Below are 23,629 nucleotides of genomic sequence, written 5' to 3' on the forward strand. Positions count from 1 at the left end.
CGCTATTGCTGTAATCCAGTGGAATAGTGCATTTTGCGCTTATTGTCCATTACCACCGCGTCGTAATTATCGATGCGGTTTATTAACCCTAAACCTTCCCGTAAACCCATCACGAAAACCGCTGTAGAAAGGGCATCGTTAAAGGTTGAGCTTGGTCCGATGATGCTAACCGATTGTACATCGTAGGTTGATTTGCCGGTTTTTGGTGACAAGATATGATGGTAGCGTTGACCATCTTCTTCAAAATAACGCTCATAATCGCCGGATGTTGACATTGCGCTGTCTTGCATGGGTAAAAGCACCGCTTGTTTGTCTCTGTTACGGGGGTCTCGAATTCCTACTATCCATGGTTTACCTCGACGGTCGCCCAGCAAACGTGTATCTCCACCGGCGGTTACTAAAGCATTCAGAATGCCCATTCTTTCTAAAAGCGAAATAGCGTTATCCACCGCATGGCCTTTTGCTATGCCGCCTAAATCAATTTTCACCTTGTCGTTTAAAAAGTAGACTGTACGTTCTTTATCATTAAGTTGGATGTGTTTGTAGTCAATCGCATTTAATAAAGAATCAATAGTCTCATCATCGGGTCGTTGACCTTCTTTGTAATTATAAAGATAGCCAACGCTTGCAAAGGTAATATCAAACGCACCTTTTGTGAGTTCTGAGATTTTGACAGCTTTATCAAGTAGCTCAAACATCTCGTCACTGATCACGAAAGGGGTCTTTCCTGCTTGCTCATTTATTAGACTAAGCTCGCTGCTACTTATATACGGGCTCATTAATTGATTGATCCGTTCCATTTCTGCCAGTGCTGTTTTTAATGCTAACTGCCCTTGAGTCTCATTTTCCGCCCATACTTCAACGTAGATATTGGTGCCCATAATCGTCGCATTTTGCTTATGCCACTTCGCTTCAGCACTTCCAAGAGCAAGGGTAAAGAGACACAAACACATTAGGGTTTGCAGGCATATATATTGATATCGCCCCACAAGGCTACCCAAAAGCTTCGTTAAAGCTAAAGAAACGACACTAACTGAACTTTCATAGAAACGTAGGGACGAGCGCGCGAAAGAAAGCATATTACATCGTCTCTCGGTTATCTGACTGACCATAAAACAAGCCTAATTCGACTTTTTCAATAAGCGCGCTATTTTCAAGAGACGCATAGCTAGCCAAAAGGTCGCTATCGCTGAGTGCCAATAAACTAAAGGTTCTTGGAGCAAGTTTTGTGGCCACAAAGTCATTGTTGAGGATGTCGGCGCTTATCTTCTCTGGCAGCTCGGTATCAGCTTTTAAAACCACAACAATCTTCCCAGTTAGCTGAGCATTCTGTTTCACCGAGTGATCAAAAATCGTATCGCCTTTTTTTAACGGCGTTGTATTTACCGACATCTTAATTCCATTAATCAATAGGCTCTTTGGGGCATCGGGAAAGGGCGATACAATTTTATTAGCAGTTTCTTTGTTGTCAGTTGCATCCGCTTCATTTGAAACATGTCCGTTTGTTTTGATGCTTTCTACACTCTTTTTGTCAGGTTTCTGAACTACTGGTTGTTTATGAGCCGATGCTGAATCATTATTTGATGGTGCTTCCTCAGCACCACAAGCCCCCAACATCAATGCAATCAGCACAATGGCTGCATTGCGGCAAACGAAAAGTGGATCTTTCATTAACTTCTTCCTTTGTATTTGGCGACTACTTTGCTATTAATTTACTACGACTACTCGCATTGCTGTAAGTTTATTATGAAATGAAGCTCAATGCATTTATGTCAACCTAGCCGCCTCATCGTAGCTAGGTCAACTACGCATGTATGTAGGTGCTATAAACACACAAAATAAAGTGTTAGCTATTGTTTACAGCTCAATTGTAACAATTGATTAACAGGCATAGAAGCGCCACGCTTTTTGCTATTTACTGAGTAGTTCGCTGCCGCTACCCTGCAGCACACGGGACATATTATTAGAAAAAAGGATTACACAAAAAATCCTATCTTACTAAGGAAACAAAATGAAAATATTCAAGCCGACCTTGATCGCGGCAACAGTGACGATGGCCCTTGGCTCATTAGCTGTTAACGCGGTGCCAGCAAGTGAAGTCATCAACATAGGTGGTAACTACGCTTCTCAAGCATTTACCAGCTACGACGCCTCTGCACAACAAGCACTAGCGGCGCAGCCAACAGTGAGTGGCATGAAGAGTCAATTCGATGCTTCACTGGGTAAAGCGACCTTTGTTTGGGCTCCGCAAAACATGCGCGCACCTAACTTGTCGAATGTTGCACCGAGCGCACAACCAAAAGCAGCAGCGAACCATTATCTCAATGCCCTCACTGGTGTAAGTGTTAATAAAGGCGGCGTTAGTCAAGCTATTTTGTCATCTTTTCATGATATGGGTAAAGGCACTCGAATCGCAAAATACACTCAAGAAGTGAGCGGTATCGAAGTTTTCAATCGTGAGATGAACGTGATGCTCAATAGCGAAATGAACTTGGTCGCAGCGTCTGGTTACTTTTCTCAGAATTTACTCCCGCAAGGCCAAATCGCACCAGATTCAAATTTTGGTAGCGCTCAAAAAGCGATTGAGTTTGCGCTATCAAATGCTGCCGAACAGGATGTAAGCGTCTCTTTCGGCGATTCAACAAACAGCGGTAAATATGAAGTATTTAATGCTCAAATTAGTGAAGGTAATATTGACTTAGGCATGCAACCGCGTGCTAAAAAAGTCTATTTTGACAGTAATAAAGGCCTTAGAGCGTCTTATTACGTTGAAGTTGACATCGCCGAAGCTGACTCAGTAAACGGTGTTCTTTACGGCTATGTTGTAGATGCGGTAAGCGGCAAAATTTTACATAAGCACAGAATGACAAGCGACGACTCGGCTTTCCACTATCGCGCTTACGCTCAGGACGACCTCGTTCCTATGCAAGGCCCGCATGGTAAAGTGCTACCTGCACTTACTCCTGGCAACGACCCTACCGAAATCTTAGATGCACCGCTGGTAACTGTCGAGAGTATGCCTTTCTTTAGTAGACAAGATCCGTGGCTACCAGAAGACGCGACAACAGTCTCGGGCAACAATGCCTTTGCATATGCTGATGTTATTGCGCCACAAGGTTTCTCACTGGGTGATTTCACAGCCGAAGTAACGTCGGTTCGAACTTTCGACTACGTTATCGATGAGTCACAACGTGCAAACTCGCTGAATAACCGAAAAGCAGCGATCGTTAACTTATTTTACATGACTAACTATTTGCACAACTACTATTACGATTTTGGTTTTGACGAAGCGTCGGGTAATGCACAGTTGTCAAACTTCGGTCGAGGCGGTGTGGAAAATGACCCATTGCTACTTGAAGCGCAGGACAACTCTGGTTTAAATAACGCGAATATGTCTACACCTGCCGATGGCGCAAGCCCTCGTATGCAACAGTTCCTATGGACAGACAAAGACGCTGTTGTTGGTGAAGACTGGGGCATAATGGTCACAACTCCAGACGAACTTGGTGTACTGGGTACAAGTCAACTTGCCTCATTTGGTCCTCAGCAATACTCAGATGTTGCAGGAGCAGTTGTTCGTATCGACGACGGTGATGATGCTGATGGTGCCGCTAGTGTAAACGATGGCTGTCAACCAGCAGTGAACATCGCAGAACTGGCTGGCAATATTGCCATTATAGACCGTGGCGCATGTGCCTTTACAACAAAGGTACTTAACGCCCAAAACGCTGGAGCGATTGGTGCGATCATCGTTAACAACACCGATGATGGAACACCTGCACCAATGGGTGGAAGTGACGACACTGTTTTCATCGCTTCACAAGGTCTAAGCTTCCAAGACGGCGCTAGTTTGTACGACATCATTGATGCCGACGGCACCGCTGAAGTTAGCATGTTCAGTACCTTCCCATTAAAAGACTCTACATTCGATAATGCGATTATTGCGCATGAATTTGGCCACTACATTCAAAACAGATTGATCGGTAATGCAAGTGGTTTGAACAACTTCCAAGGTCGAGCGATGGGCGAAGGTTGGGCTGATGTCCATGCCATGATATTTGTGACACAGGAAGAAGATTTACTGCTACCTGGTAACGAGGAATTCGCTGTAGGTTATGGTGTTGGTACATACGTTACTGACTTCTTCCGAGGCATTCGTCGCGCGCCTTACAGTAGCGATTTAGATGTAAACCCATTTAGTTTTGAGCACATCACCACGGGCGCTGGCCCCGCAGGTTTCCCTGCAACGAGTAACCTTTCTCCGCATGGAGCAGGTGAAATCTGGGCTGTGTCTTTATGGGATTTCTATGTTTCTTTGATCAATACGCATGGTTTCGACGAAGCAAAAGCACGTATATCGCGCTACATCGTTGAAGGGTACAAGCTCACTCCAGTATCACCGTTATACACCGAAGCTCGTGATGCGATACTTGCCGCAGCAATAGCAAACGATCAAGGTGATTTTGACCTAGCACTTGCGGCATTTGCTAAGCGTGGTATGGGTCTTGGTGCTGTTTCACCAGATCGATTCTCGACCAACCTATCAGGCGTTGTACCTTCAAACCTCACAGAATTGGCAGCATACTCTGCAGTTGATTTAGACCTCAATACCAACTTCGACGGCGAGACTGTTGGTTTCTGTTCAGATGATGGCGTACTTGATATTGGTGAAACAGGTACTCTAACCGTGACAATAGCAAATAGCGGTAGCGAAATGTTGTCTGGTATTACTGCCCAGGTTATTGTTCAAGGTGATGCTGATATTACTTTAGAGAATGACGGTCTTATCACTTTCGATGACCTTGCACCATTCACCCGCAGTACCAGTGCCCCAATACAGGTAACGATAAATGACGCAGCAATAGCTGAAGACGTGGCCTTCGTTGTTGTTTTCCCAGAAGCGATGGAAAATGATGAAATTGTTGAGCCTTTACCTGTAGGAATAAGCACCTCATTAAACTTTAGCTTTGAGAAAGTTGACCCTGTGGGAGGTGAAGCAACTGACGACATGGAAGATGGTAGTAGCGTAGCTGATTGGACGCCAAACGCTATGGTTGGCGGTGAAGATGCAATTAACTTCATCTTTGATACAGTGAACACACCCTTCTTCCAAGGTGGCAACCCACGCACCGACCTCGGTGCTCGCACTATCCGCTTCATTGATTCAGGTTTTGAAACAGACGTAGCGTACGAAAGCTCGACCATGGAAGTTGGCTTCCAAGACAACTTTAGTATTTCGTTCTGGCATGCGTATTTGTTTGAAACTGGTTTTGACGGCGGTGTAGTTGAACTTTCTGTCAACGGTAGCGATTGGGCTGACGTAACCGCGTTTGGAGGTCAATTCGACTTCGGTTATAACGCCGTTCTTGACCCAGCCGTTGAAGATCAGCCACTTGCTGGCCGTGGCGTATTTACCGGAAGAAACTTCGCTCCTGCCGATGGCGGTAGAGAAGTTATTAACTTCGGTACGACACTAAACGGCAGTGAAGTGAGATTCCGCTTCCGCATGGCAACTGACAGCTCAGGAAGTGATTTTGGTTGGTTCGTCGATAACGTCACGTTCACGAATATTGATAGCCCAGTGTTTTCTGAGGTTACCAGTGGTGAAACAGCAAGCTGTGATAATTCAGCTCCACGCTTAGATCCTGTATCAGGAACTGCGGCAGTCGATGAGCGCAGCTCACTCACCTTGTCAGCAAGTGCGCAAGACAGAAATACGGATGACACCATTTCGTATAGCTGGACGCAAACGGCGGGGATTGGCGTGCAAATGACTGGCGCTGATACTGCAACGATGAGCTTTACAGCACCTTCTGTCTCGTTATCTAGCCAAATTGAGTTCACCGTTACCGCTTCGGATGGTATGGCATCAGACTCGCAAACATGGGTAGTAACAGTCAATAACTTACCAGAACCACCAGCAGAAGAGGCTTCATTAAGAAGCAGCGGAAGCATGGGCTGGATTGCACTACTGTTAGCACCAATAGCGTTCTTGAGACGCCGTAAAAAGTAAGTGTAGAAAGAGCAGCACTAAATAATTGTGCTGCTTAATTCACTATACAAAAGCGCTGTTAGGACAGTGAAGTGACTTTATTAAATGGGACACTTCACAACTAACAGGGCTTTTTTTTACAAGCGATGAAAAGAAATTGCTAGGATGTAGGCAAGCGCCATCATTAAAGTGCCACCTAACAAGAAACGGGCAGGGTAATTGGCACTCTGTTTGTAAACGAGGCAGTAAATAACAGCAAAGGGTGGGAGTAGCAGAGTTATTGCGCCGAAGGCGTATTGTTTCTTTCCGAAAGCGGTTACCACAGCGATTAATGAGCCCACATAAAACATAGCTGCACCAATACCGAATAACATAATTAAAATAACGTTGAGCGCTAAATCCATCGTTCATCCATATCTTATATATCTAAATCTATATTACTTTTACTGAAAATCGCACGCAAAAGGCGAAACACGTAAACAATTAACTCGATGGGAAACTCAATGATAATTTCGAGTATATCGCCAACCTTGCTGTCGGATTCAAGTTGCTCCCGAGATTTTCTTGGCCATGCAGCATAGGCGAGTAAGAAAAAAGCATAGGCTGAGACGAGGTGCCCTAACGCAAGATCACCTCTGATAACAAAAATGACGGTAAAACAGGCAAATAAGAAAAATATGGCCGCTAAACATTGTCTGAATATAATCAAAATAGTTTCTTACCACTGAGTGCGACATAAAAAGCAATAAATCCGACTAAAGCATATAGCGTTTCAAATGCACCAATACCCGCTGCTTGCCCATCAATTATGGCGCTCACTAACATAAACGCCAGTGCCATTGAAGGAAGTGAAGCCAAGCCAATAAGCATTCGTATTGGTATGGATAGCTTATCTTGCTCGGCATCTTGAGAACCCTTTTCTACTTTCATATCAAGCTTTACTCCTCTCCAATCGCATTTTCAAAACGATAATGGCCGGTGATTTTATAATCAAAAAGCATGTCTTCCAGTTGGGGCCCACTACCAATATTGTGGACGACCATGAGCCTATTCGTGACTGAATGGCGTTCATCAACGACGATACCAATATGAGGTAGGTTACCGGGTAACATCCACGACACAATATCGCCAGGAAGGAAGTCGTTGTCGGCATAATCACTCGCCTTTCTCCTCAACGCTAAAGAGTTAGCATAGCGCTTAAAGAATACTTGTAAATTGGGCACGCGACGATGGTCGATATTAGAATCCGGTTTGCTTAAGCCCCAAATACGCTCTGATGGATAAGCATTAAAATTCTTTTTCATGTCTTCATGCACAAGCGCTTGTAAGTCTAGATCAACAGTTCGAAGACTTCTAATGACAAGGTCTGTACACACGCCAATCTCTTTAGGAACGTCACCATTTGGGTAAGGAATTGAAATATACCTACCGTCATATCTCACCGAGTGCGTTAAGCGCTCTTTGGCTGCATGAACAAGAGTTAAAGGCTCTAGCGTCAATTGTTCAGCTCTGACCGGCAGTAACAAGCTCAGTAGAATACAAAAAAATGCGCTGAACTTAATGCAAGGCTTAAATAGCATCTTCATCTTATGAATCGACTCCTTGAAAGGGAAGGCTTATCGATATCTTAGCAATTAATCGAAATTGTGTTTAGATATTTCCTGCCGCAGCCTCTTTTGCTCTATGCTCAAAGACCTCAAGCGCCTTAGCATAGTCTCTCGATAGCGATTGTGCGAGCCAATAATCTGCTGCTGAGGGGTCAACAGCGACACCAAGCCCGCCATCATAAATAAAAAACAGCATCAATTGAGCATGCGCATGACCTCTTTGCGCAGCGAATGTATAAAGCTCATTCGCTCTTACATAATCGCGCTTAACACCGTGACCCGAAAAATACATTTCTGCGAGCAAGGTATAGGCATTTATATTGTCGTTTTTAGTGGCTAACTCACAATAGTTCAGCGCTTTAGCATAGTCTCTTGCAGCTCCATCATAGCCATATATATGACGAAAACACAGAGTATGAATGGCTTCAGAATTGCCCTCTTGGGCAAGTGAAAGCACCTTACCGTAAGGCATGTGCTTTACTTGAGTAGTAACCGGTGTTGAACTACAAGCGGTTAAAAAGAAGAACGCAGGGGCTAAAAGTAAGTAATATTTCATCAAAACCACATCTCGTTAAACAAGTAAGATTAACTTGCTTTGCCCCCCTATTTTAAATTTTTATTGCATCCTTACAATAGAGAAATGATCCAGATTAAATCCACCGTCGGCAAAGTACATTCCAAACTGAAGATTTCCTCTCGGTAAAGTGACAATATGACTCACCGTCGTATAGTTAGACCATGCTCCGGTTGCTGGTACTGCTACTTCACCAAATACCCGAGCGCCGCCCGCTTGTTCTAGCTGAATACTGCCTCCATCACCGCCACTTGATACCCTGTAGGTAACACGATACTGACCTGCTGTACCTATATTTATTGCGCTATAGCTCGCCCAAGCACCATTTGTAATGTAGCCAAGGTTCCGAGCCGCTATGCGCAAACCACTCGAACCAATCGCGCTTTCAGCTTCTACTAGCCTTGTAGCTCCTACTGGCGATAAAGACTTCGCTTTTATGGTGAATTTATCAAGGTTGAAGCCGCCATCGGCAAAATACATCCCAAAGCTCAAATTACCCGCAGGTAGGTTGACGGTATGTGTCGTTTCTCTGAATGTCGACCAACTGCCTGTTGCTGGAATATCCACGCTACCAAAGACAGCACTTCCACCAGCACGCTCAAGCTGAATAGTTCCACCATTGCCACCGCTTGATGCACGATAAGTAATATCATACTCGCCTGCGCTAGGAATATTAACAGCCGAATATGTCGCCCAAGACCCGTTACTAATGTAACCCAAGTTATTCGGACGAATCCTCAAACCGTTTGAGTTTATGGCAGATTCTGCTTCTATGGTAATGCTGCCATTTTGACCTGCATTCGACCCAGATGAGCCCCCAGGGATTTCACTGCTATTAGGTGCTCGCTCATCGCCTTCATGAAACAGCCCTAGCCATAAAGCACCATTTCCACCACCAATATCTACTACACCAACAGCATCGGGAGACCACGACAAAAAGCCCTTACTCTCGCTAAATTCCCAGCTAGAAACCGCAAAGTTATTGTCTATATCGCTCTGACTAGAAAAGTTAATTGTTTTTGTCGGGTTATTATTAAAACCACTGCCGTTCCAAGCGTAATATCTAAAGTAATCAACAAATTGATATACCGGAGTAGAGCGTAACTTATTAAAATCGAGATTACCGAGCCAGTCTGGATTTGCATTTCCTTGCGTCCAAAGGTTAAAGCAGTAGCGCATGAACTCTTGAATATGATTAATAGAGGGGTGGTTATCACGAGTGATTCGGCGATCACGGATGCCATCGTGGTACCAAGTGATAGAGTCAGGTGTCCATTCCAAGGTATAGGTTACCCACCTGTCATATAAGTCGGCATCTCCGTGAAGTGCTTCCGAACGTTTAATATCGCAATCATCGTCACTGGTTTGCCAGATAGGGTTCGATTGATACTTTCCATCGACGGGAATTGTTTCAATATCGATTTCATTCCATTTAGTTCCACATCTATGTCCGCCTTCTCGCCACCAAAAAAAGGTACTTGTAGTGCCTGTAACGCGCTGAGAGTACATTCTTACCTCAACCTTTCCGTACTTATATTCATCGAAGGATTGAATTTCACCTCCGCGCAGCTGGTTATTTGGAGATTGAGCAAAAGCACTTCCTGAAACAGCAACTACCATCAAATAAATGCTAATGAGTAAATGTTTTAAAGCCCTTATGTTGTGAAGTTTGGCCATAATATTTTCTCTTACGTTAATTTACGGTTAATAAAATGTAAACGTTTACATTAGAGATCAATGGAATGACATGCAACTACTAATTCGATTAATGGAGTATTTATATACTAAAGAACAATGTCTTAGAGGAGGAAAACTATCGTTTTACACAAGATCGACGCTCTTCAAAATTCTCCAGCATCAAGAATACTGAACAGTTTTTTTCGCTGCTCTGAGGAAAATGCATAAAAACCAAACACGATACTTTCTCTGTCTTGAATCTTTATTTTAACTTGATGGGGAATAAACTTTGTTATCTTGTATCCCTGATATTCTGACCATTTCACAAAGCGTTTGTTTTCATAGCTGCAGAACTCAAAGCCTTCTTCATTAAATATAATTCTTCGTGACGCACCCTTATAGAAAAATAAGAAAAAAATCACGTAGCTAATACTAAAGAATAAAAAAGGGATGAGAAACGAAGTGCTAGCAATTTCTATTGAAAATACAAACCAGGCAGCAATTGAGATGGCAAACAACCAAAGTAAACTGGATAGTCTTTCGTATAAACCGGAAAAGACACTTTGATATTTTGTCGGGATTATTGCTAACTCTTTCATGTTGGAAATCTGCACTCTTTAAATCCCAAAAACTGAGATTCGTTTAAAGTTAAATACTGACTATTAGACGCCTCATTTAGTCACTTTTTTGACCAATGGGGGAAGGCTTCAAGCAACAAGTGACATCCCCTCTCGGTCGGACTACCTGTCGCTTTTATAATCCTCAATCAATTAACACCTAAGCGTGGGGCCCCGTGCATGTTCATTAATAGTAATTATTTTTTATTCTGCTTCAAAGCAAGAAATATTGCGATCGCAAATACAACGAAAAATACTAGACCCAAGTTAAATAGTAGTGAACTAAACAATTCCATAATCATCCATTTTATTTATTGTAAAAAAACATCTATTGCAAACCTAGATGGCTACACTTTAAGTTGTCCCAGCGACCGCAGGGAGTGCGTTGATACAACTATTATGTGGCTTAAATTCCTTAATAGGTTTCCAAAGGATACGTAAGTGCAATTGGTACAACCATCTCTCGATTCTGATTTTCGCCTTCTCTATTGAAGGGAATATTGCTAATTATTTGATTGAAAAATACTGCGTTGTTGCCGCGCATGTTTCGCTGACCTGCAATTAGCTTTTTATGAATTACCCTGCCTCTCTCATTTACGATTGCTAAATATACAACACCATAATTTCTTAGGTAATTGAGATTTCCTGAATTAGGCTTTTCCATGCTAATGCTGCCATTGGGTCCACCATCTGCGACTAGGATAAATGGGAAAACAGACTCATCTCGATTTATATATCCATTTTGAATTCTAGATATCTCTTGCTCCGAAAAGGTAAACGGAGAAATACCTTCATCGTTGGACGCACAAGCCATGAGAAGAAAAGACAGAACGCTTAAAACAACAATTTTCATTTTTATAAATATCCTTATCAGCACAACACCTTAATAAACGGTGCGATTGCAATCCATTTTTATCCGTCTGACTTTTTATTATACGTCCACGGCATGTTTGTACCTAATATTTGAATAGCAGTTAACGCAGAGAGTGGTATTTTTGAATCCAAATTTGTTCCACAAGCGATAGCATCAACGTTGTTATATTGACTGATGACCTCTTCTGCGGTTTAGGCTACATAAACGATTTTCAGAACACACAAGCAATAAATTAATGTTACTTCCAACATGTAACATTAAGCTATGGGGCCGGCGAACTGTAATGCTATGCGGCCAAACGCGCCTTGTTTGCCTCTATTTTCCAAACGTAAGGGTTGTTTCTAATTGAGTGTTTTGTACGACACCATTAAGGCAAGATGGCAAATATTTCCACTTTCTAACAGCTTCAGTGCCTACCTTATCGAAGACTTGCTCCGGTGTTGATGAAATAACTCTTATATCTTTTGTATCCCCATTCTTATCTACACGAAAAGACAGCGTAACTTGGCCGGCAATATTGTTTTCGTATGCCTCTTTAGGGTACTTGGGTTCAATTCTAACGAGCGGTGAACTAGTTTCGCGCGTTATTCCTTCTCCATTTCTTTCACAAAAATTTAATTTGCTTTGATTACTTGTAGAGTTGCATCCAAACAGCAGTGAACCAAGCAAAATTAAAACAACTTTTTTCATCTCATACTTCCTATATAGTGGCTAACACCAAATTAAGCGACGTTGGTCGCCTTAATTTTCTTGCTGGGCTTAACAACGCTCTTCATAAATCCTCATATTAGCTATGTGCCCCTTCCCATTGAATGAATCACCATCTTTAAGGTCAATTTCGATACTTCTGCCCATTTTAAGTTCAGCCCGGAAATCATCGTGAACACAAACCAAGTTTAAAATATCAATTTTCCAAGCGTTCACAATATCTTGCTTATCAGCTCTTTCAAAGTCTTCTTTGGACAAGTCGCTTCCATCTGAATAGGAAAAAAATAACTTTGTTGAATTATCACCATTTTGCATTCTGGTGTAAGTAACATTCTCAAGCAATGGATCGAAGTATTTTATCAACGCCTTGTTGTAGTCCTCTTGTTTCCATTGAGGATAATTACCAAAAAGAGATACGAAAAGAAAAGAACCAATGATGACGAAAAGTGTTACCCAAGCTCCCTTGGCACTCCAAAACATCAAAAATCTATACACCACTTTTTCAGAGCGACTAACTTTCATAGAAGCCTAGCAGCCGCTTGAGCGGGGAAAATTGCTCTTTAAGCGATATAAAAGTGCCAAACCCGACGATACCAAATACGACCAATACATAGAGTAAAAGATTGTCAAATTCTTGTCCAAAGAATGAGGAAACGAACATAGCTAAAGACAAAAGCCCGAGTACCATGAATAAAACTGATAATCCATATGCAACCCATCGGGCAACTTTACCACCTTTGAGATTGAGTGCAGCAGCAACGGTCACATAGGCAACTACAAAAATGGCTGCAAAAGGAGGAGCGCTTCCCATAACAATTGACGCTACACCGATTGCAGCAAAAATACAGTAGAGCCCACTTAAAACTGCTCTTAAAAACTTCAAATTTACTCCTTGAACTAACAGTTTGCATAAGCGCTTTGGCGCCACTCTTGTGCCAAATCTGTTTTCATACATTTATTACATTTTGTCACACCGACGCCAAACTTTTGATGCGCCAGACCCAGAATCAAAAAACGTTATATTTGAAACAGGCCTAAAAGAAGAGTCTTTAAGTGACATTTCGCATCCAGCAAAAACCATCTCATATTTCCATTTGCGTTACTTTTCCATGCAGAAATATCCCTTTTAAATTAGCGTTCTATATTTGGACATTCCACCCATCAGAATAGCCCCCATAAGGCTTGGCTGCGACGTCAAGACGCTTTTGTATTGATACTATCTCTTGATACGAGGGAACAATAGTAACTACATGGTAGATTGACCAACACGGCCAAAACTCTCTATTGTCCTCTGTAGGTGCTTCACCATCATCCAGATCCCCTTCATCAAAGTCAATTTCTGCATTGAGACCAACCCTCTCCATCTCATTAGCGATGGCCTTAGCTGCACTTTCATCTTTAGCAAATATTGCGAATTCAATTTCAATAGGAGCGGTCATATCGAGACCTCTCTCAGCTAATATTTTGAGAACATTCCCATCTTCATCATCTGGAAAATTAAACATAGTTAAACCTCTCCTCTAGCCATATAGCAGTTACTTAAGCGGCAGAAATGCGCTCTTTGATTTATGTCTGTCTTCAACTTTTTGTTATACACAATTACCTCTAATCCAAGGACGGTGGTGGCGGAATAATCATCTCAGGTTGATCGGCCAAAAGCATGCCTTTAAGATTCAACTCTATCGCTTTACCGCACAAGACAAATTCCGTTCGATCCTCATTAGACGAATATAATGCGGTCAATTTTATTACATCAAGTAACTCAGGGTTTAAGAAAAACGATACAGAGTCAAAGCCACCATATCCAAAAGCTCTAATAACATCTAGCTCTACCAAAAGAGAACTCGGAAGTGAGAGGTCGAGTGAAGTTAAAAAGTACTCGCTGTGCTTTGAGGGGATGAAAACTTCATAAAACGACTGACCGTTCTGCTCAACAGTGTGATCAACCTTTGCGAAAGGGGTTAATTCGGATGTTTTACCATCTCCACAGGCATAAGCTAAAAATGGTAAAAGCAACAGTAAGCTCAAAATTATCTTCATAGCTTGCCTTGTGTATAACACCCTACATAACGGGCAGGTTTATTTACAGCCGCTTTGAGCGTAGCGAACGCCGTAAGTAAATTTGTCACAGCTACCGATGGGAGTGACTATTGAAAGAAGGAGCTTATGCAATAGTCGCTTGTTAGCGAGCTAGGCTGGCAAACCAATGCATACCTGGGATACCCAATATTATTGGGCCTTTAAGGATATCATTTCTTCTTACTTCTGAAGGTGATTGTCGTAACTTTTTTTTCAATAAGCTAGTGTACCGTAGCCCTCTAATCGACTGAATCCATACGGCTAAATAAAACAGGGTAGTTATCAATCCAAAAGTGCTCGCCTGTGAAACACCTAAAGCGAATAATGCCAAAACCGGAGAAACACTTACGGCAATCCAATAACGTGCATTTAGCTCCCTAAGCGTTCTAAAGGCTTCAATTGAATCTCTGCTTATTAACACCTATAAGACCTCAATAAGTGGCGATCGCGGTCTTTGGAAACGTGCGTCTTGATTGATTTGTTATATTTAAAACAACCTTTGTCTCTGAGCACAAAATTTCCTTATTCATTTTTTGTCTTTTCCTCACGAGCTTCTTTATCAGCTAGCCGTCGCTGAATTAGCTCTAACTTGCGTGTCCTTTCCTTTTTCGTATTTCTGATTTGAGACAACACTAAAAATAGCGGAATGAAAACGAAACCAATAATTGCCCAGAACAACATTCGTGATCCCTCACTTAAAAAATTTTTCTAATACATTAGTTTTATACTAACGCAACAAAACTCTGAATACAGAAAAAACCTACTTAGATTTAGAAACGTTACATCAGATTAAGCGGTAAAAACCGTTCTTGTTTTCACTCGTCTTCAATCGTTTGTTATGTGTGGTTTTAAACATCTGAGCCACCCCAATGTTGACAAGCCAAAAGCTATGATTAGCAAAAAACATATGAGCAAGCTCGCCATTAACATATTAAACCAATATTCGACTTCATATATGCTATAAAAAACTAACACCGAAATAAATGCCGATATAACTGAACCTGTGGTTAATCCATGCTTTAACTTATAAGCTTTGCAAAGAGTTAGTACAGTAAAATAAATCAACATAACAAACCATAAAATAGGACTCATCATTACTATTGCAATGAACCCGCGTAAAGCACCATCGTCTCCGTGCTCAAAAGTAAAAAGAGTGCTAAAAAAAGCACTTCCTAAAACTAATACAAATATCGTTGCTCCAATAAATACGGCAACGGCAGACCTACCTGAAATCTGAGGCTCAACACTCATAAGAACACATAACACTCCGTATAACGGGAATGAAAACCACAGGTTTTTATGTCCTGCGAGAGCGTAACGAGGCTAATGCGATTGTTAGCTGTCATTTTGTTGAAAATACTTTTCAAAGGCTTTCTCCCCGCGTGTACTTTTAAACAGTGCGTAGTATGTTATCAAGGTCGTCATCGCAAACCCAAAAACTGGAATCCAAATATAAACGCTATCGTTTGGAATAAAGAAAACCCTTAGTAAAAGAAGTAGTGATATTGTACCCGACGATATTAAAAGAGACTTTGTTAGGAAGCTTTCAGAAAACAAAAATTTGAATAGCTCAGAGTTAAATTTCATCGAAGCGACAAGTACAAGAATGGCCAATAACAACAACTCTAATCGTCCGTTTACTAAGAATATCAATATAGCTAACGGTAGAAAGAGTAATGAGGTCAACTTTTTCTCATAGCCTTGCTTAAGTTTGCGTCTTCTGTGACCTTCTGGATCACGGTGCCTATCAATATCATCACTACTCGCAGTAGCATGGCAACCACATTGAGCGCAAACATCGACGCCAGCTTCATTTGAAGAAGAACATGCGTTACAAGTCCATTTATATCCGACCAAAATAATCCCTCCTCATTTACAGCTTACACCGTATTAAGCGGTAGATGTGTGCTTTTCCCAGATATCCGCCTTCATTTTTTATTATACGCTTTCACTTTCAACATCCTCGTCAAACCATACATGATCATTGTCCCCACCAAGCTGAAATCGATAACCAAACGGTAAGGCCATATATATTGAGAAATCTGGTCGCAACTCGAATATGTACTTGAAATGAACTGTTTTTGAGTGTCTTGATATCACCATTGTAAAGTTCGGTAGTGAGCCACCAACCACTCATATGCTCGGGTGATGGATATCTGACTCCTTCAACAGGACCGTTATTTTCATAGATACCATCGGAAATCACTACCATTTGCCGCTCGTGCCAATGTCCGCTTGAATGCTTTTTTATGTAACGTTAACCACTGAGCCAAAACTCTTCCTTTTCAAAACGACTATTATAAGCCCTACAAGCCCTAAAATACTACCAATTGGAATCATGAATAGGAGCAATATCGAGCTCATTAGTGTGACCCAGTATAACCAATTCGGCCTGTATCTAAAGGCTGTAATTGCGATCAATAAAAGCAGTAAACCAGGCACACATAAAACTAAACCTTGCACTGTCGTTATCAATGCAGAAGACAAGCCATTTATTCAACAACTGATCCTTGCCAAGTTACATAACACCCCGCATAACGGGAAAATTTATAGGCGGACGTTTGAGCGAAGCGAAGGCCGCACGTAAAGTTGACCCAGCGACCGAGGGATTGCGTTTATGCGATTATTATGTTGTTTCGGTTTGATAAAACATTCCATGTTTCCTTGCGTTAACAATTTGGCTGAAACAATACTCTTTTGACGTTGATACTGCAATCGGTGGTAGACAGCGGGGAACAAACCTTTTGCGCTCGCGAACCCGAAGATGAATTTCTGACAGAAAGATGAGGCTGCCTCTTTAAAGAACGAGCAAACACAAAAATACACTAAAGGCTCTCACAAGCTAATCAAAAACACCTTTTAATCATGTATCCACAGGCCCAAGCCAAACCAAAAAACACAAAGGAGCTCGCTAGTATACCAAAAAAAGGAGCTACTATTTCTGACGACACTTCTACTTTACTATTGAAAATAGAATCTAGTGTGGCTAAGACAATAACAACACCGAAAGCTATAAACAGAATAAGACCTAGGAGCATAGTGAAAAATACGATTGGCTTTTCTAGGCGTTTGAATTGAATACCTAGCAATATTGCTTCAATTAAACCCACTCAGAATACCCCATAACACCAAATCAAGTGACGCTGACCGCTCTTGTCAGTGTCCGCTTCAATTTTTTTATTAGCTCTCCACTCAATCAATCTAAACATCTGGCAATCCTAACTTGCCTTTTAAGCTAACAAATTCATATTTAAAGAAAGGTCCATAAACAAACTCATCATGGTCTGCATACTTATGGTCATTTAACTTATCAATATAGTAGTAAGTACACGTTTCTTCTTCGCATGCATAAACGGAAATAAAACTGTCATTCGAAGCGATACGTTCAGGAAAATCAACTCTGCCAATATAGGCTCCATTGCCTACGCTATAGGCTAGCGAATCATTACCGTCTATCCAGATCACCTCGTAAGGTTCCTCTTTCCAAGATTTGCTACAACTTAAAATCAGCATTGAAAAAACAATAGCTAAAATGGACCTCATTGAACTACCTCTGATAGCTAACACCAAATTCAGCGGCGTTGGTCGCTGTCCGCTTGAATTTTTTTGTTATCTCTCTTCATTAAAAACAACCTTTTTCCATATAAGACTTTGGCAATCAGTACCATAGTAAGAAGTAAGGTAGGCGTCAACTGCGAGAGAATTTTGCAATGTAAAATATACTGATGACATGTATTCAAATTCAGTAACGTCTAATTGGGACCCAAATAACATTGCGTCGCCATCCATCAGCTGCAATACAACAAATGATAGTTCAGTTGACTCAATCTCTTTGGGAAATTTGACACTAACTTCATAAAAATCGCTAATTTTCGTGACTGAAACATGAATAATTGAGCCGTATCTATCATTATGTTCATTCGGATTGTTGAAGTCCATTTCACAGGTCGTCGCAAATACGTTTAGGCTCAAACACATTAATAAAAAAACGAGGATCACTTTTAGCGTAACTCATTTCTTGTCCCGTCTAGTTTTTAAATACAGAAACGCGAACAGAAGAAGTGATGCCGAACCGATTACGTAAAGGCCAGCATCAATATAATCGTTGGTTGTTACTTCTTCGGTTACTACTACTTTATAGTAGACCTCGCCTCCTCCGCTCATATCAACAGGAAGAACATCTCTAATCGGATAATAAAAAGCTTCCAATAAGCAGAGAATTGCAATGATAAGAACTGCTAATTTAAGCTTCATAATTCAGGTTTTCTCTGGCAGATAACACCTCTATAAGGGCAGCTCCTCGCATGCAAGCAGCTGCCCCAGCGAGCGGAGCGAGTAAGCTTGATCGGTTTGTTATAAGCCATTTCCTACGTACTCTTGGTTAAGTATTGAATCTATATGCGATTTATCTATTTCACTTGCACATCGTTTAATAAGTTTCTTTAAATTTGGTTTTAGATGAACTGAAGCTTGACTAATAGGTATATCCTTCAGAGTGCAAAATATGGCAAGTGCATAACAAAACTCTGTTTCTGTTAAATAACCACTTCTGTTGGTTGACCAGCCTTGGGCATCAAAATCTGTGAACTGTTGAAAATTGAATGCCGAATTTGCCATGAATATACCAAATCCAAGAAACACAGCGGTTAGGTCAGTAGCAAACTCCCAATTTTTCCAACCTCCAGGTGGTTCTTCAGTGGATGTTGCCGTTAAATAATGAGCTAGTTCGTGAGCAAAAGTCGCTACCAATTGCGTGGGCTGTTTGAGCAAAGAAGGGTTGTAAGTTATTTGCACAGTTTCTTCTGTAACAGAGAATGTTCCAAGTGGGGAAGATTCTGTGCGCTGAATAAGCAGCGCAGAACCAACTCTAGGATCTGGATCTTCATCTTGCTCAATTAAGACACAATCCCAATTTTCTATTCCAGCATACTTTTTAACTTGAGTGAATGTTTCCATTGCGGCTTCTTTTTCATTTGAAACTTCTGATGGAAAAAATTCGCTAGTGGGTAAAACCAGTACTGCACCTTTGTTGAAGTCATCTCCCCCAAAGTGCTTCATTAACCACTTATATGTTTCTATTTGAAACATAATGTCGTCTTGTGAAAGTACGGGCCTTTTCCTAAGAATTCCAAACACTAATTAGTCTTCCGTGGCTTATAACACCAAAATAAGCGGTAGCTCAGTGCTCTTCTGAGATATCCGACTTCATTTTCTGTGTTATGCCGCAATTGCTAACACCTCACGCAAACTATCATGTGGATTAGTCTGCAGAACAAAATGACTTCCGTCCATCGTTTTAAGGCTAAGATTGGCATAAGCCTTCTTAAAAACTTCTACTGCATTACCCGAAACCAACATATCATGTGTAGCTTGAAGATATGTTGCTGGAATATCGCTCTTGGACTCAGGTTGGTTTAAGTTACTTATCTGTTTTATTCTGAATTCTAATAAATCTAATGAAACGCCTGACATTGCCCTTTGAAATAAACCCATTAAATATTGTGAGCTGTATTTACCGAACAAAATATGCTTCACAATAGGTTCTGGGTATAAAGAATAATTTAGCATAGCCTTGGGAAGTAGATTTCCGAACTTAGCCAAAACAGATGGTTGCTCTAAAAAGCTCGCCGCAAAAACAATATGCTTTATCGAATCTGGGGCTAGTTTACCAATTTCATGTGCTATTAAGCCCGAATATGATTCTCCGATAAAAATCGTATCTTTCTTTACGTTACCAAGTAATGCACTTGCCTGCTCTTCAAAGCTGACACCCTTTTCTTAGATAAGTTTAGCTATTTGAACATCTGCTGAATTAGGAAGAGCGTTAACAAAAGGCTCAAACATTATTCCTGTTCCGTCCATGCCTGGCAGCAATAAAATCTTCATTCAATCCTCTTTGCGGCATAACACCTCGTTAAGCAGTAGAAACCGCCCATGTTTTATCCGTCTTCAACGTTTTGTTAGGCAGGATTTTCCTCTCAACTAGATGGAGTTGCAACCTTTTGCTCATGGTCAGGGCTTTCCAATATAAATCGACTCATATCTCGAGGTCTTTTCGGCAATGCAGGACAGGAGTGATACCTATTTCCAATATATCTATAACCTAGTTGCCGCAACCCACTCTGTGATTTTATTTGGCGTTGAAAAGTTTCTACCTATAAAAGCCATAGTATGTTTGCAATTAGGACAATCGTGCATGACTTCTGTTTCGGCTAGATGTTGGTGCAGTTGTTTTGACCGCACACTTGTCTTCCCGCGACCACAAAATTAAATAATTTAAACCTACTTCGGCAGGTTATTACATTCTATAAGCCTCAAAATAATAAATAAGACCGTTGATGCGTTTGATATGTTGTTTCGGTTTGATACTGTTTTGATAAAACATTGCATGTTTCCTTGCGATAACCATTTAGGTAAAACAATACTCGTTTTACGGTGAGACAACAACTGAAGGTTAGTAGCGTAGACCAAACCTTATGCGCTCGCGAACCCGAAAATAAGTTTCTGACAGAAAGATGAGAGTGCCTCTTAAAAGGTAGAGCTTAGTTGAGATTAGTGTTACTCAGATACAAAAACAATAGTAAAAACTTCTGAAGGCATCTGATTTAAACCTATTACAACCGCAGATTTTTGCAATTCAGGTGTTTTACCTAAACCTGAGTAACCAACAACTATTTTATCTTCAACTTTAGCTACACCAAACTCCCCAAGGCAGCAAAAAAATAGACCTCTTGCTAAAATGTAATATTCAAAACGTTGCAAATCGCATCTATCACCTGCGTACTTTTTTATCTCATGTCTATCAATGCTCAAAAATGTATCTTCCTTCAGAGCACTGACTGCAAGATCAGCTTTAGATGCAATTACCTCACAGTTTGTGCTTGAGTCTAACCAGCTAAAACTTTCCAGTTGCTCATCCGTTAAATCTGGTGCTCTGTACCAATCATCAGCAGCAACCGATTCGGCACTCAACAACATAAACACAAAACAAAAAGTACCTGACAATAACAAACGACCATAAGACTTTACATAACGGGTAGCTTTAGGTGCGGTTGATTTAAGCGAAGCGATGGCCGCACGTAAATTTGTCCCAGAGACTGAAGGGAGTGTGTTGATGCGATTGTTATGTTGCCTAATGTTTTTGAGGTTTTGATAAAACATTCCATGTCTCCTTGCGTTAACCATTTAGGTAAAACAATACGCGTTTGACGCTAATACTGCAATCGGTGGTCGACAGCGGGAATCAAACATTATGCGCTCGCGAACCCGAAGTGAAGTCTCTGACAGAAAGATGAGGGTGACTTTTGAAAGAAAGAGCTTTAGTAAAACTTGAAATATTGATGCGAGTTGCTACAATTGTAGCAACTCGCATCAATAAAATATAAAAGTCTCACATGGCAACTTCAAGCATCAGGTTAGATGAAAAGCTCGTTGAAAAAGCTTCGATAATGGGCAAGGCACTCAACCGAACAACACCAAAACAAATCGAGCATTGGGCTAAAATTGGTGAAATAATGGAAGATAATCCTGACTTACCTTATGAGTTTGTGAGACAGGCAATCATCTCACAGGCCGAAAAAGAGGCTGGAAAACTAGAGTCTTACTCCTTTGGCTAAAGTCATCAAGGTTCTACAAACTCCAAGCTTTAAAAAAGCAGTAAAGAAACTACATAAGAATCAAAAAAACGACCTAGATAATGCAGTAAAGACGATTATCGAAACCCCGCTGGTTGGCGAACAGAAAAAAGGCGATCTTTATTTCTTGAGAGTTTATAAATTTAAAATGGTGAAACAACTCACTCTTCTCGGGTACAGCTATGAGGACAACGAGTTAGTTTTAGAGCTACTTGCGCTTGACTCACATGAAAACTTCTATCGCGATGTTAAAAAAACCTGAATATAACACCCCGCATAACGGACAAATTTATGGGCGGAGGCTTTGAGCGAAGCGAAGGCCGCACGTAAACTTGTTCCAGCAACCGTAGAGTCAAAATACTAACGAAGAACCATTTAGTTTTCGACTCTAATTATAAAAGTCATGACAGTATAAAGAACAGAGGATAAACCATTAAAAACCAAAGGCCGATAATTGGAATTGCCAATATCAAACCGATTATACGAGCAACCATTTAGGTATTGGTTGAAATATTATAGTGCCTCATTATTAGCATTAACAACGAAGTGGAGAATACCAAGCTAAATATTAGATATAAAAAGCCACTGACCATCGTAATTGTCGACTGATACTGTTCATTACATGATGCAAAAATTAAAACAATGCCGAGCAGCAAAGTTATGACCTGTGAGTATTTTTCTTTGCTCCCGCAATGGGGACATTTAAAGCTCATGTTTCACCGTGTAGCTAAGGCCTCTTAACGACTTGTTAGCCCTTGTTAAGTCTATTTATAGGATTCATTTTAACGCCTAACTGTTCACCTATAAAAAATAAAAAAGCATATTCTTCAATTGTCGTTGGTGCTACATCTGTATAGCGAGAATATCGCCCATGAGGACCACAACACTCAACACCGTTAATGACCTGTAACAGAGTTACTTTAACCTTTACATTAGTTGACTGCACTCCTGTCTGAGTGAGAAAGATTTGGAATTTACCTCTGGTTTTCGCTTTTTCCCCATTTACGATATAAAAATCCGACTTCCAAAAATTGGAGCTTATAGTGTTAACATCAAATTGATATGTTTCTGAGTTAAATTTAGTAACCTTGGCAATGTAAATTCCATTATGAAAGCTACTCGATAAAGGGATCTTATTCTCAATTTGGTTTTGAATTGAAAATATACGCTCTAGTTTAGAAGACAAATTTTCCGCTGAGTACGGAAATGAAAATTCTGTCTTATTTACCACATTATTCGACTGCGTACGAATTTTATAATTAGAAGTGCAAGATGCTAAACATAGAATAAAAATAAATAAACTTACGTATTTCAACATACTTCCTTTAGACGGCTAACGATTCACTAACGGGCGAAAACGCAATGCGTTTTTGTCCTAGCGAGCAAAGCGAGTGAGTTTAGTGTCTTGTTATGCATTCAGTTTCCCCGCACCTACTTTAATATTCCCACAGATAACATCATAGATTTCATCGTAGAACATGATTTGGTAGTGCTTGCATTCAGATAAATGGGACTGATTGAATGAAGCTAGCCATCCTGAACTTTTGACCTCAAAGATAGCTGCTTTACAATCACTTGTTGCCAGAATATTACCGTGTACCTCCACAGAAGACATACTATAAGCTTCAACTCTTTCGAGCGCTAGATGCTTTAAATTTTCTGGAGTATACTCATCATCTGGGTTGAAATATTCAAAACCAACGAGTACCACTCCATTTTCTTTCCAACGTACCCGATGAAGCTCTGGGCCTCTACCGTCATGATAGAAATCATTCTCCAAAATAGGGGGAGTACTCATAATCTTCCTGATGCATAACACCGCGTTAAGCGGCGAAAATTGCTCTTTATTTTTGTCCGCTTTAATGCT

At 40.9% G+C, this 23,629-nt stretch carries 31 protein-coding genes and 1 pseudogene; 3 read left to right on the forward strand and 29 right to left on the reverse strand.

Annotated elements, in window-relative coordinates:
* Positions 1-2: 2 nt before the first annotated feature.
* Positions 3-953 (reverse strand): FAD:protein FMN transferase, encoded by a 951-nt coding sequence (locus ISG33_RS14240; RefSeq protein WP_195734261.1) that lies wholly within the window; start codon positions 951-953, stop codon positions 3-5.
* Between the two features lie 127 nt (positions 954-1,080).
* Positions 1,081-1,671, reverse strand: a complete 591-nt coding sequence (locus tag ISG33_RS14245; RefSeq protein ID WP_195734262.1) for a serine protease external chaperone — start codon at positions 1,669-1,671, stop codon at positions 1,081-1,083.
* Positions 1,672-2,011: 340 nt separating this feature from the next.
* On the opposite strand from ISG33_RS14245, the gene ISG33_RS14250 reads away from it, so the two are divergent.
* Positions 2,012-6,013: a rhombosortase-dependent M36 family metallopeptidase gene (locus ISG33_RS14250; protein ID WP_195734263.1), complete on the forward strand. Its 4,002-nt coding sequence runs from the start codon at positions 2,012-2,014 to the stop codon at positions 6,011-6,013.
* Positions 6,014-6,129: 116 nt separating this feature from the next.
* On the opposite strand, the gene ISG33_RS14255 is transcribed toward ISG33_RS14250, so the two are convergent.
* The 25 genes and pseudogenes from ISG33_RS14255 to ISG33_RS14370 form a co-directional block, all read right to left on the reverse strand.
* Positions 6,130-6,396 (reverse strand): hypothetical protein, encoded by a 267-nt coding sequence (locus ISG33_RS14255; protein WP_195734264.1) that lies wholly within the window; start codon positions 6,394-6,396, stop codon positions 6,130-6,132.
* A gap of 14 nt (positions 6,397-6,410) precedes the next feature.
* The gene (locus ISG33_RS14260) at positions 6,411-6,701 is read right to left on the reverse strand and encodes a hypothetical protein (RefSeq protein ID WP_195734265.1); all 291 of its coding nucleotides are present in this window, start codon (positions 6,699-6,701) and stop codon (positions 6,411-6,413) included.
* Complete coding sequence (locus tag ISG33_RS14265) at positions 6,698-6,922, reverse strand: hypothetical protein (protein WP_195734266.1); 225 nt, start codon at positions 6,920-6,922, stop codon at positions 6,698-6,700. Before ISG33_RS14265 ends, ISG33_RS14260 begins: the two co-directional genes overlap by 4 nt.
* Positions 6,923-6,930: 8 nt before the next feature.
* The gene (locus ISG33_RS14270) at positions 6,931-7,578 is read right to left on the reverse strand and encodes a DUF1287 domain-containing protein (protein WP_195734267.1); all 648 of its coding nucleotides are present in this window, start codon (positions 7,576-7,578) and stop codon (positions 6,931-6,933) included.
* A 64-nt stretch (positions 7,579-7,642) separates the two neighbouring features.
* Entirely contained in the window at positions 7,643-8,155 is a 513-nt protein-coding gene (locus ISG33_RS14275) for a tetratricopeptide repeat protein (protein WP_195734268.1), read from the reverse strand.
* 60 nt (positions 8,156-8,215) lie between these two features.
* Positions 8,216-9,850, reverse strand: coding sequence for a carbohydrate-binding protein (locus ISG33_RS14280; RefSeq protein WP_195734269.1), 1,635 nt, complete (start codon positions 9,848-9,850; stop codon positions 8,216-8,218).
* Between the two features lie 164 nt (positions 9,851-10,014).
* On the reverse strand, positions 10,015-10,449 hold the full coding sequence (locus tag ISG33_RS14285) for a hypothetical protein (protein WP_195734270.1): 435 nt from the start codon (positions 10,447-10,449) through the stop codon (positions 10,015-10,017).
* A 433-nt stretch (positions 10,450-10,882) separates the two neighbouring features.
* Positions 10,883-11,320 (reverse strand): hypothetical protein, encoded by a 438-nt coding sequence (locus tag ISG33_RS14290; protein WP_195734271.1) that lies wholly within the window; start codon positions 11,318-11,320, stop codon positions 10,883-10,885.
* 336 nt (positions 11,321-11,656) lie between these two features.
* Complete coding sequence (locus ISG33_RS14295; RefSeq protein ID WP_195734272.1) at positions 11,657-12,031, reverse strand: energy transducer TonB; 375 nt, start codon at positions 12,029-12,031, stop codon at positions 11,657-11,659.
* A gap of 69 nt (positions 12,032-12,100) precedes the next feature.
* Positions 12,101-12,571, reverse strand: coding sequence for a hypothetical protein (locus ISG33_RS14300; protein ID WP_195734273.1), 471 nt, complete (start codon positions 12,569-12,571; stop codon positions 12,101-12,103).
* A complete protein-coding gene (locus ISG33_RS14305; RefSeq protein WP_195734274.1) occupies positions 12,561-12,932 on the reverse strand; it encodes a hypothetical protein in 372 nt (123 codons plus the stop codon). The genes ISG33_RS14300 and ISG33_RS14305 overlap by 11 nt, the downstream gene beginning before the upstream one ends.
* A 256-nt stretch (positions 12,933-13,188) precedes the next feature.
* Complete coding sequence (locus ISG33_RS14310; RefSeq protein WP_195734275.1) at positions 13,189-13,554, reverse strand: ribonuclease E inhibitor RraB; 366 nt, start codon at positions 13,552-13,554, stop codon at positions 13,189-13,191.
* Between the two features lie 100 nt (positions 13,555-13,654).
* Positions 13,655-14,089 carry a hypothetical protein gene (locus tag ISG33_RS14315; RefSeq protein WP_195734276.1) on the reverse strand — a complete coding sequence of 145 codons (435 nt, stop codon included), beginning with the start codon at positions 14,087-14,089 and terminating at the stop codon, positions 13,655-13,657.
* A gap of 142 nt (positions 14,090-14,231) precedes the next feature.
* Positions 14,232-14,549, reverse strand: a complete 318-nt coding sequence (locus ISG33_RS14320; protein WP_195734277.1) for a hypothetical protein — start codon at positions 14,547-14,549, stop codon at positions 14,232-14,234.
* A gap of 404 nt (positions 14,550-14,953) precedes the next feature.
* Positions 14,954-15,379: a hypothetical protein gene (locus ISG33_RS14325; RefSeq protein ID WP_195734278.1), complete on the reverse strand. Its 426-nt coding sequence runs from the start codon at positions 15,377-15,379 to the stop codon at positions 14,954-14,956.
* 84 nt (positions 15,380-15,463) lie between these two features.
* Positions 15,464-15,985 carry a hypothetical protein gene (locus tag ISG33_RS14330; RefSeq protein ID WP_195734279.1) on the reverse strand — a complete coding sequence of 174 codons (522 nt, stop codon included), beginning with the start codon at positions 15,983-15,985 and terminating at the stop codon, positions 15,464-15,466.
* 81 nt (positions 15,986-16,066) lie between these two features.
* Positions 16,067-16,231, reverse strand: a complete 165-nt coding sequence (locus ISG33_RS17365; protein ID WP_498043315.1) for an immunity protein Imm33 domain-containing protein — start codon at positions 16,229-16,231, stop codon at positions 16,067-16,069.
* Positions 16,232-16,265: 34 nt separating this feature from the next.
* Positions 16,266-16,340, reverse strand: a pseudogene (locus tag ISG33_RS17370) (immunity protein Imm33 domain-containing protein); the annotation flags it as partial.
* Positions 16,341-16,974: 634 nt separating this feature from the next.
* A complete protein-coding gene (locus ISG33_RS14340) occupies positions 16,975-17,238 on the reverse strand; it encodes a hypothetical protein (RefSeq protein ID WP_195734281.1) in 264 nt (87 codons plus the stop codon).
* Between the two features lie 91 nt (positions 17,239-17,329).
* Positions 17,330-17,671, reverse strand: coding sequence for a hypothetical protein (locus tag ISG33_RS14345; RefSeq protein WP_195734282.1), 342 nt, complete (start codon positions 17,669-17,671; stop codon positions 17,330-17,332).
* A 66-nt stretch (positions 17,672-17,737) separates the two neighbouring features.
* The gene (locus ISG33_RS14350; RefSeq protein WP_195734283.1) at positions 17,738-18,127 is read right to left on the reverse strand and encodes a hypothetical protein; all 390 of its coding nucleotides are present in this window, start codon (positions 18,125-18,127) and stop codon (positions 17,738-17,740) included.
* A 12-nt stretch (positions 18,128-18,139) separates the two neighbouring features.
* Positions 18,140-18,382: a hypothetical protein gene (locus tag ISG33_RS14355; protein WP_195734284.1), complete on the reverse strand. Its 243-nt coding sequence runs from the start codon at positions 18,380-18,382 to the stop codon at positions 18,140-18,142.
* Between the two features lie 99 nt (positions 18,383-18,481).
* A complete protein-coding gene (locus ISG33_RS14360) occupies positions 18,482-19,216 on the reverse strand; it encodes a hypothetical protein (protein ID WP_195734285.1) in 735 nt (244 codons plus the stop codon).
* A 129-nt stretch (positions 19,217-19,345) separates the two neighbouring features.
* Entirely contained in the window at positions 19,346-19,729 is a 384-nt protein-coding gene (locus tag ISG33_RS14365; protein ID WP_195734286.1) for a hypothetical protein, read from the reverse strand.
* Between the two features lie 957 nt (positions 19,730-20,686).
* Positions 20,687-21,289 carry a hypothetical protein gene (locus tag ISG33_RS14370; protein ID WP_195734287.1) on the reverse strand — a complete coding sequence of 201 codons (603 nt, stop codon included), beginning with the start codon at positions 21,287-21,289 and terminating at the stop codon, positions 20,687-20,689.
* Between the two features lie 233 nt (positions 21,290-21,522).
* Here ISG33_RS14370 and ISG33_RS14375 point away from each other — a divergent pair, with 233 nt between their 5' ends.
* Both ISG33_RS14375 and ISG33_RS14380 read left to right on the forward strand, forming a co-directional pair.
* Positions 21,523-21,744: a TA system antitoxin ParD family protein gene (locus ISG33_RS14375; protein ID WP_195734288.1), complete on the forward strand. Its 222-nt coding sequence runs from the start codon at positions 21,523-21,525 to the stop codon at positions 21,742-21,744.
* A complete protein-coding gene (locus tag ISG33_RS14380) occupies positions 21,737-22,024 on the forward strand; it encodes a type II toxin-antitoxin system RelE/ParE family toxin (RefSeq protein WP_195734289.1) in 288 nt (95 codons plus the stop codon). The genes ISG33_RS14375 and ISG33_RS14380 overlap by 8 nt, the downstream gene beginning before the upstream one ends.
* 486 nt (positions 22,025-22,510) lie before the next feature.
* Here the strand turns inward: ISG33_RS14380 and ISG33_RS14385 are convergent, their stop codons facing one another.
* Both ISG33_RS14385 and ISG33_RS14390 read right to left on the reverse strand, forming a co-directional pair.
* Positions 22,511-23,080, reverse strand: a complete 570-nt coding sequence (locus ISG33_RS14385) for a hypothetical protein (RefSeq protein ID WP_229333612.1) — start codon at positions 23,078-23,080, stop codon at positions 22,511-22,513.
* A 90-nt stretch (positions 23,081-23,170) separates the two neighbouring features.
* The gene (locus ISG33_RS14390) at positions 23,171-23,560 is read right to left on the reverse strand and encodes a hypothetical protein (RefSeq protein ID WP_195734290.1); all 390 of its coding nucleotides are present in this window, start codon (positions 23,558-23,560) and stop codon (positions 23,171-23,173) included.
* Positions 23,561-23,629: the final 69 nt, after the last annotated feature.

Source organism: Marinibium conchae (genome assembly GCF_015595035.1).
Classification (GTDB): domain Bacteria; phylum Pseudomonadota; class Gammaproteobacteria; order Enterobacterales; family Alteromonadaceae; genus Glaciecola.

Bases quoted from the DNA above. Each gene is read 5' to 3' on its own strand.
- ISG33_RS14240 (WP_195734261.1), bottom strand. From the start codon at position 953: ATGTGTTTGTGTCTCTTTACCCTTGCTCTTGGAAGTGCTGAAGCGAAG.
- ISG33_RS14245 (WP_195734262.1), bottom strand. From the start codon at position 1,671: ATGAAAGATCCACTTTTCGTTTGCCGCAATGCAGCCATTGTGCTGATT.
- ISG33_RS14250 (WP_195734263.1), top strand. From the start codon at position 2,012: ATGAAAATATTCAAGCCGACCTTGATCGCGGCAACAGTGACGATGGCC.
- ISG33_RS14255 (WP_195734264.1), bottom strand. From the start codon at position 6,396: ATGGATTTAGCGCTCAACGTTATTTTAATTATGTTATTCGGTATTGGT.
- ISG33_RS14265 (WP_195734266.1), bottom strand. From the start codon at position 6,922: ATGAAAGTAGAAAAGGGTTCTCAAGATGCCGAGCAAGATAAGCTATCC.
- ISG33_RS14270 (WP_195734267.1), bottom strand. From the start codon at position 7,578: ATGAAGATGCTATTTAAGCCTTGCATTAAGTTCAGCGCATTTTTTTGT.
- ISG33_RS14275 (WP_195734268.1), bottom strand. From the start codon at position 8,155: ATGAAATATTACTTACTTTTAGCCCCTGCGTTCTTCTTTTTAACCGCT.
- ISG33_RS14280 (WP_195734269.1), bottom strand. From the start codon at position 9,850: ATGGCCAAACTTCACAACATAAGGGCTTTAAAACATTTACTCATTAGC.
- ISG33_RS14285 (WP_195734270.1), bottom strand. From the start codon at position 10,449: ATGAAAGAGTTAGCAATAATCCCGACAAAATATCAAAGTGTCTTTTCC.
- ISG33_RS14290 (WP_195734271.1), bottom strand. From the start codon at position 11,320: ATGAAAATTGTTGTTTTAAGCGTTCTGTCTTTTCTTCTCATGGCTTGT.
- ISG33_RS14295 (WP_195734272.1), bottom strand. From the start codon at position 12,031: ATGAAAAAAGTTGTTTTAATTTTGCTTGGTTCACTGCTGTTTGGATGC.
- ISG33_RS14300 (WP_195734273.1), bottom strand. From the start codon at position 12,571: ATGAAAGTTAGTCGCTCTGAAAAAGTGGTGTATAGATTTTTGATGTTT.
- ISG33_RS14310 (WP_195734275.1), bottom strand. From the start codon at position 13,554: ATGTTTAATTTTCCAGATGATGAAGATGGGAATGTTCTCAAAATATTA.
- ISG33_RS14315 (WP_195734276.1), bottom strand. From the start codon at position 14,089: ATGAAGATAATTTTGAGCTTACTGTTGCTTTTACCATTTTTAGCTTAT.
- ISG33_RS14325 (WP_195734278.1), bottom strand. From the start codon at position 15,379: ATGAGTGTTGAGCCTCAGATTTCAGGTAGGTCTGCCGTTGCCGTATTT.
- ISG33_RS17365 (WP_498043315.1), bottom strand. From the start codon at position 16,231: ATGGTGATATCAAGACACTCAAAAACAGTTCATTTCAAGTACATATTC.
- ISG33_RS14345 (WP_195734282.1), bottom strand. From the start codon at position 17,671: ATGAGGTCCATTTTAGCTATTGTTTTTTCAATGCTGATTTTAAGTTGT.
- ISG33_RS14355 (WP_195734284.1), bottom strand. From the start codon at position 18,382: ATGAAGCTTAAATTAGCAGTTCTTATCATTGCAATTCTCTGCTTATTG.
- ISG33_RS14360 (WP_195734285.1), bottom strand. From the start codon at position 19,216: ATGTTTCAAATAGAAACATATAAGTGGTTAATGAAGCACTTTGGGGGA.
- ISG33_RS14370 (WP_195734287.1), bottom strand. From the start codon at position 21,289: ATGTTTTATCAAAACCTCAAAAACATTAGGCAACATAACAATCGCATC.
- ISG33_RS14375 (WP_195734288.1), top strand. From the start codon at position 21,523: ATGGCAACTTCAAGCATCAGGTTAGATGAAAAGCTCGTTGAAAAAGCT.
- ISG33_RS14385 (WP_229333612.1), bottom strand. From the start codon at position 23,080: ATGTTGAAATACGTAAGTTTATTTATTTTTATTCTATGTTTAGCATCT.
- ISG33_RS14390 (WP_195734290.1), bottom strand. From the start codon at position 23,560: ATGAGTACTCCCCCTATTTTGGAGAATGATTTCTATCATGACGGTAGA.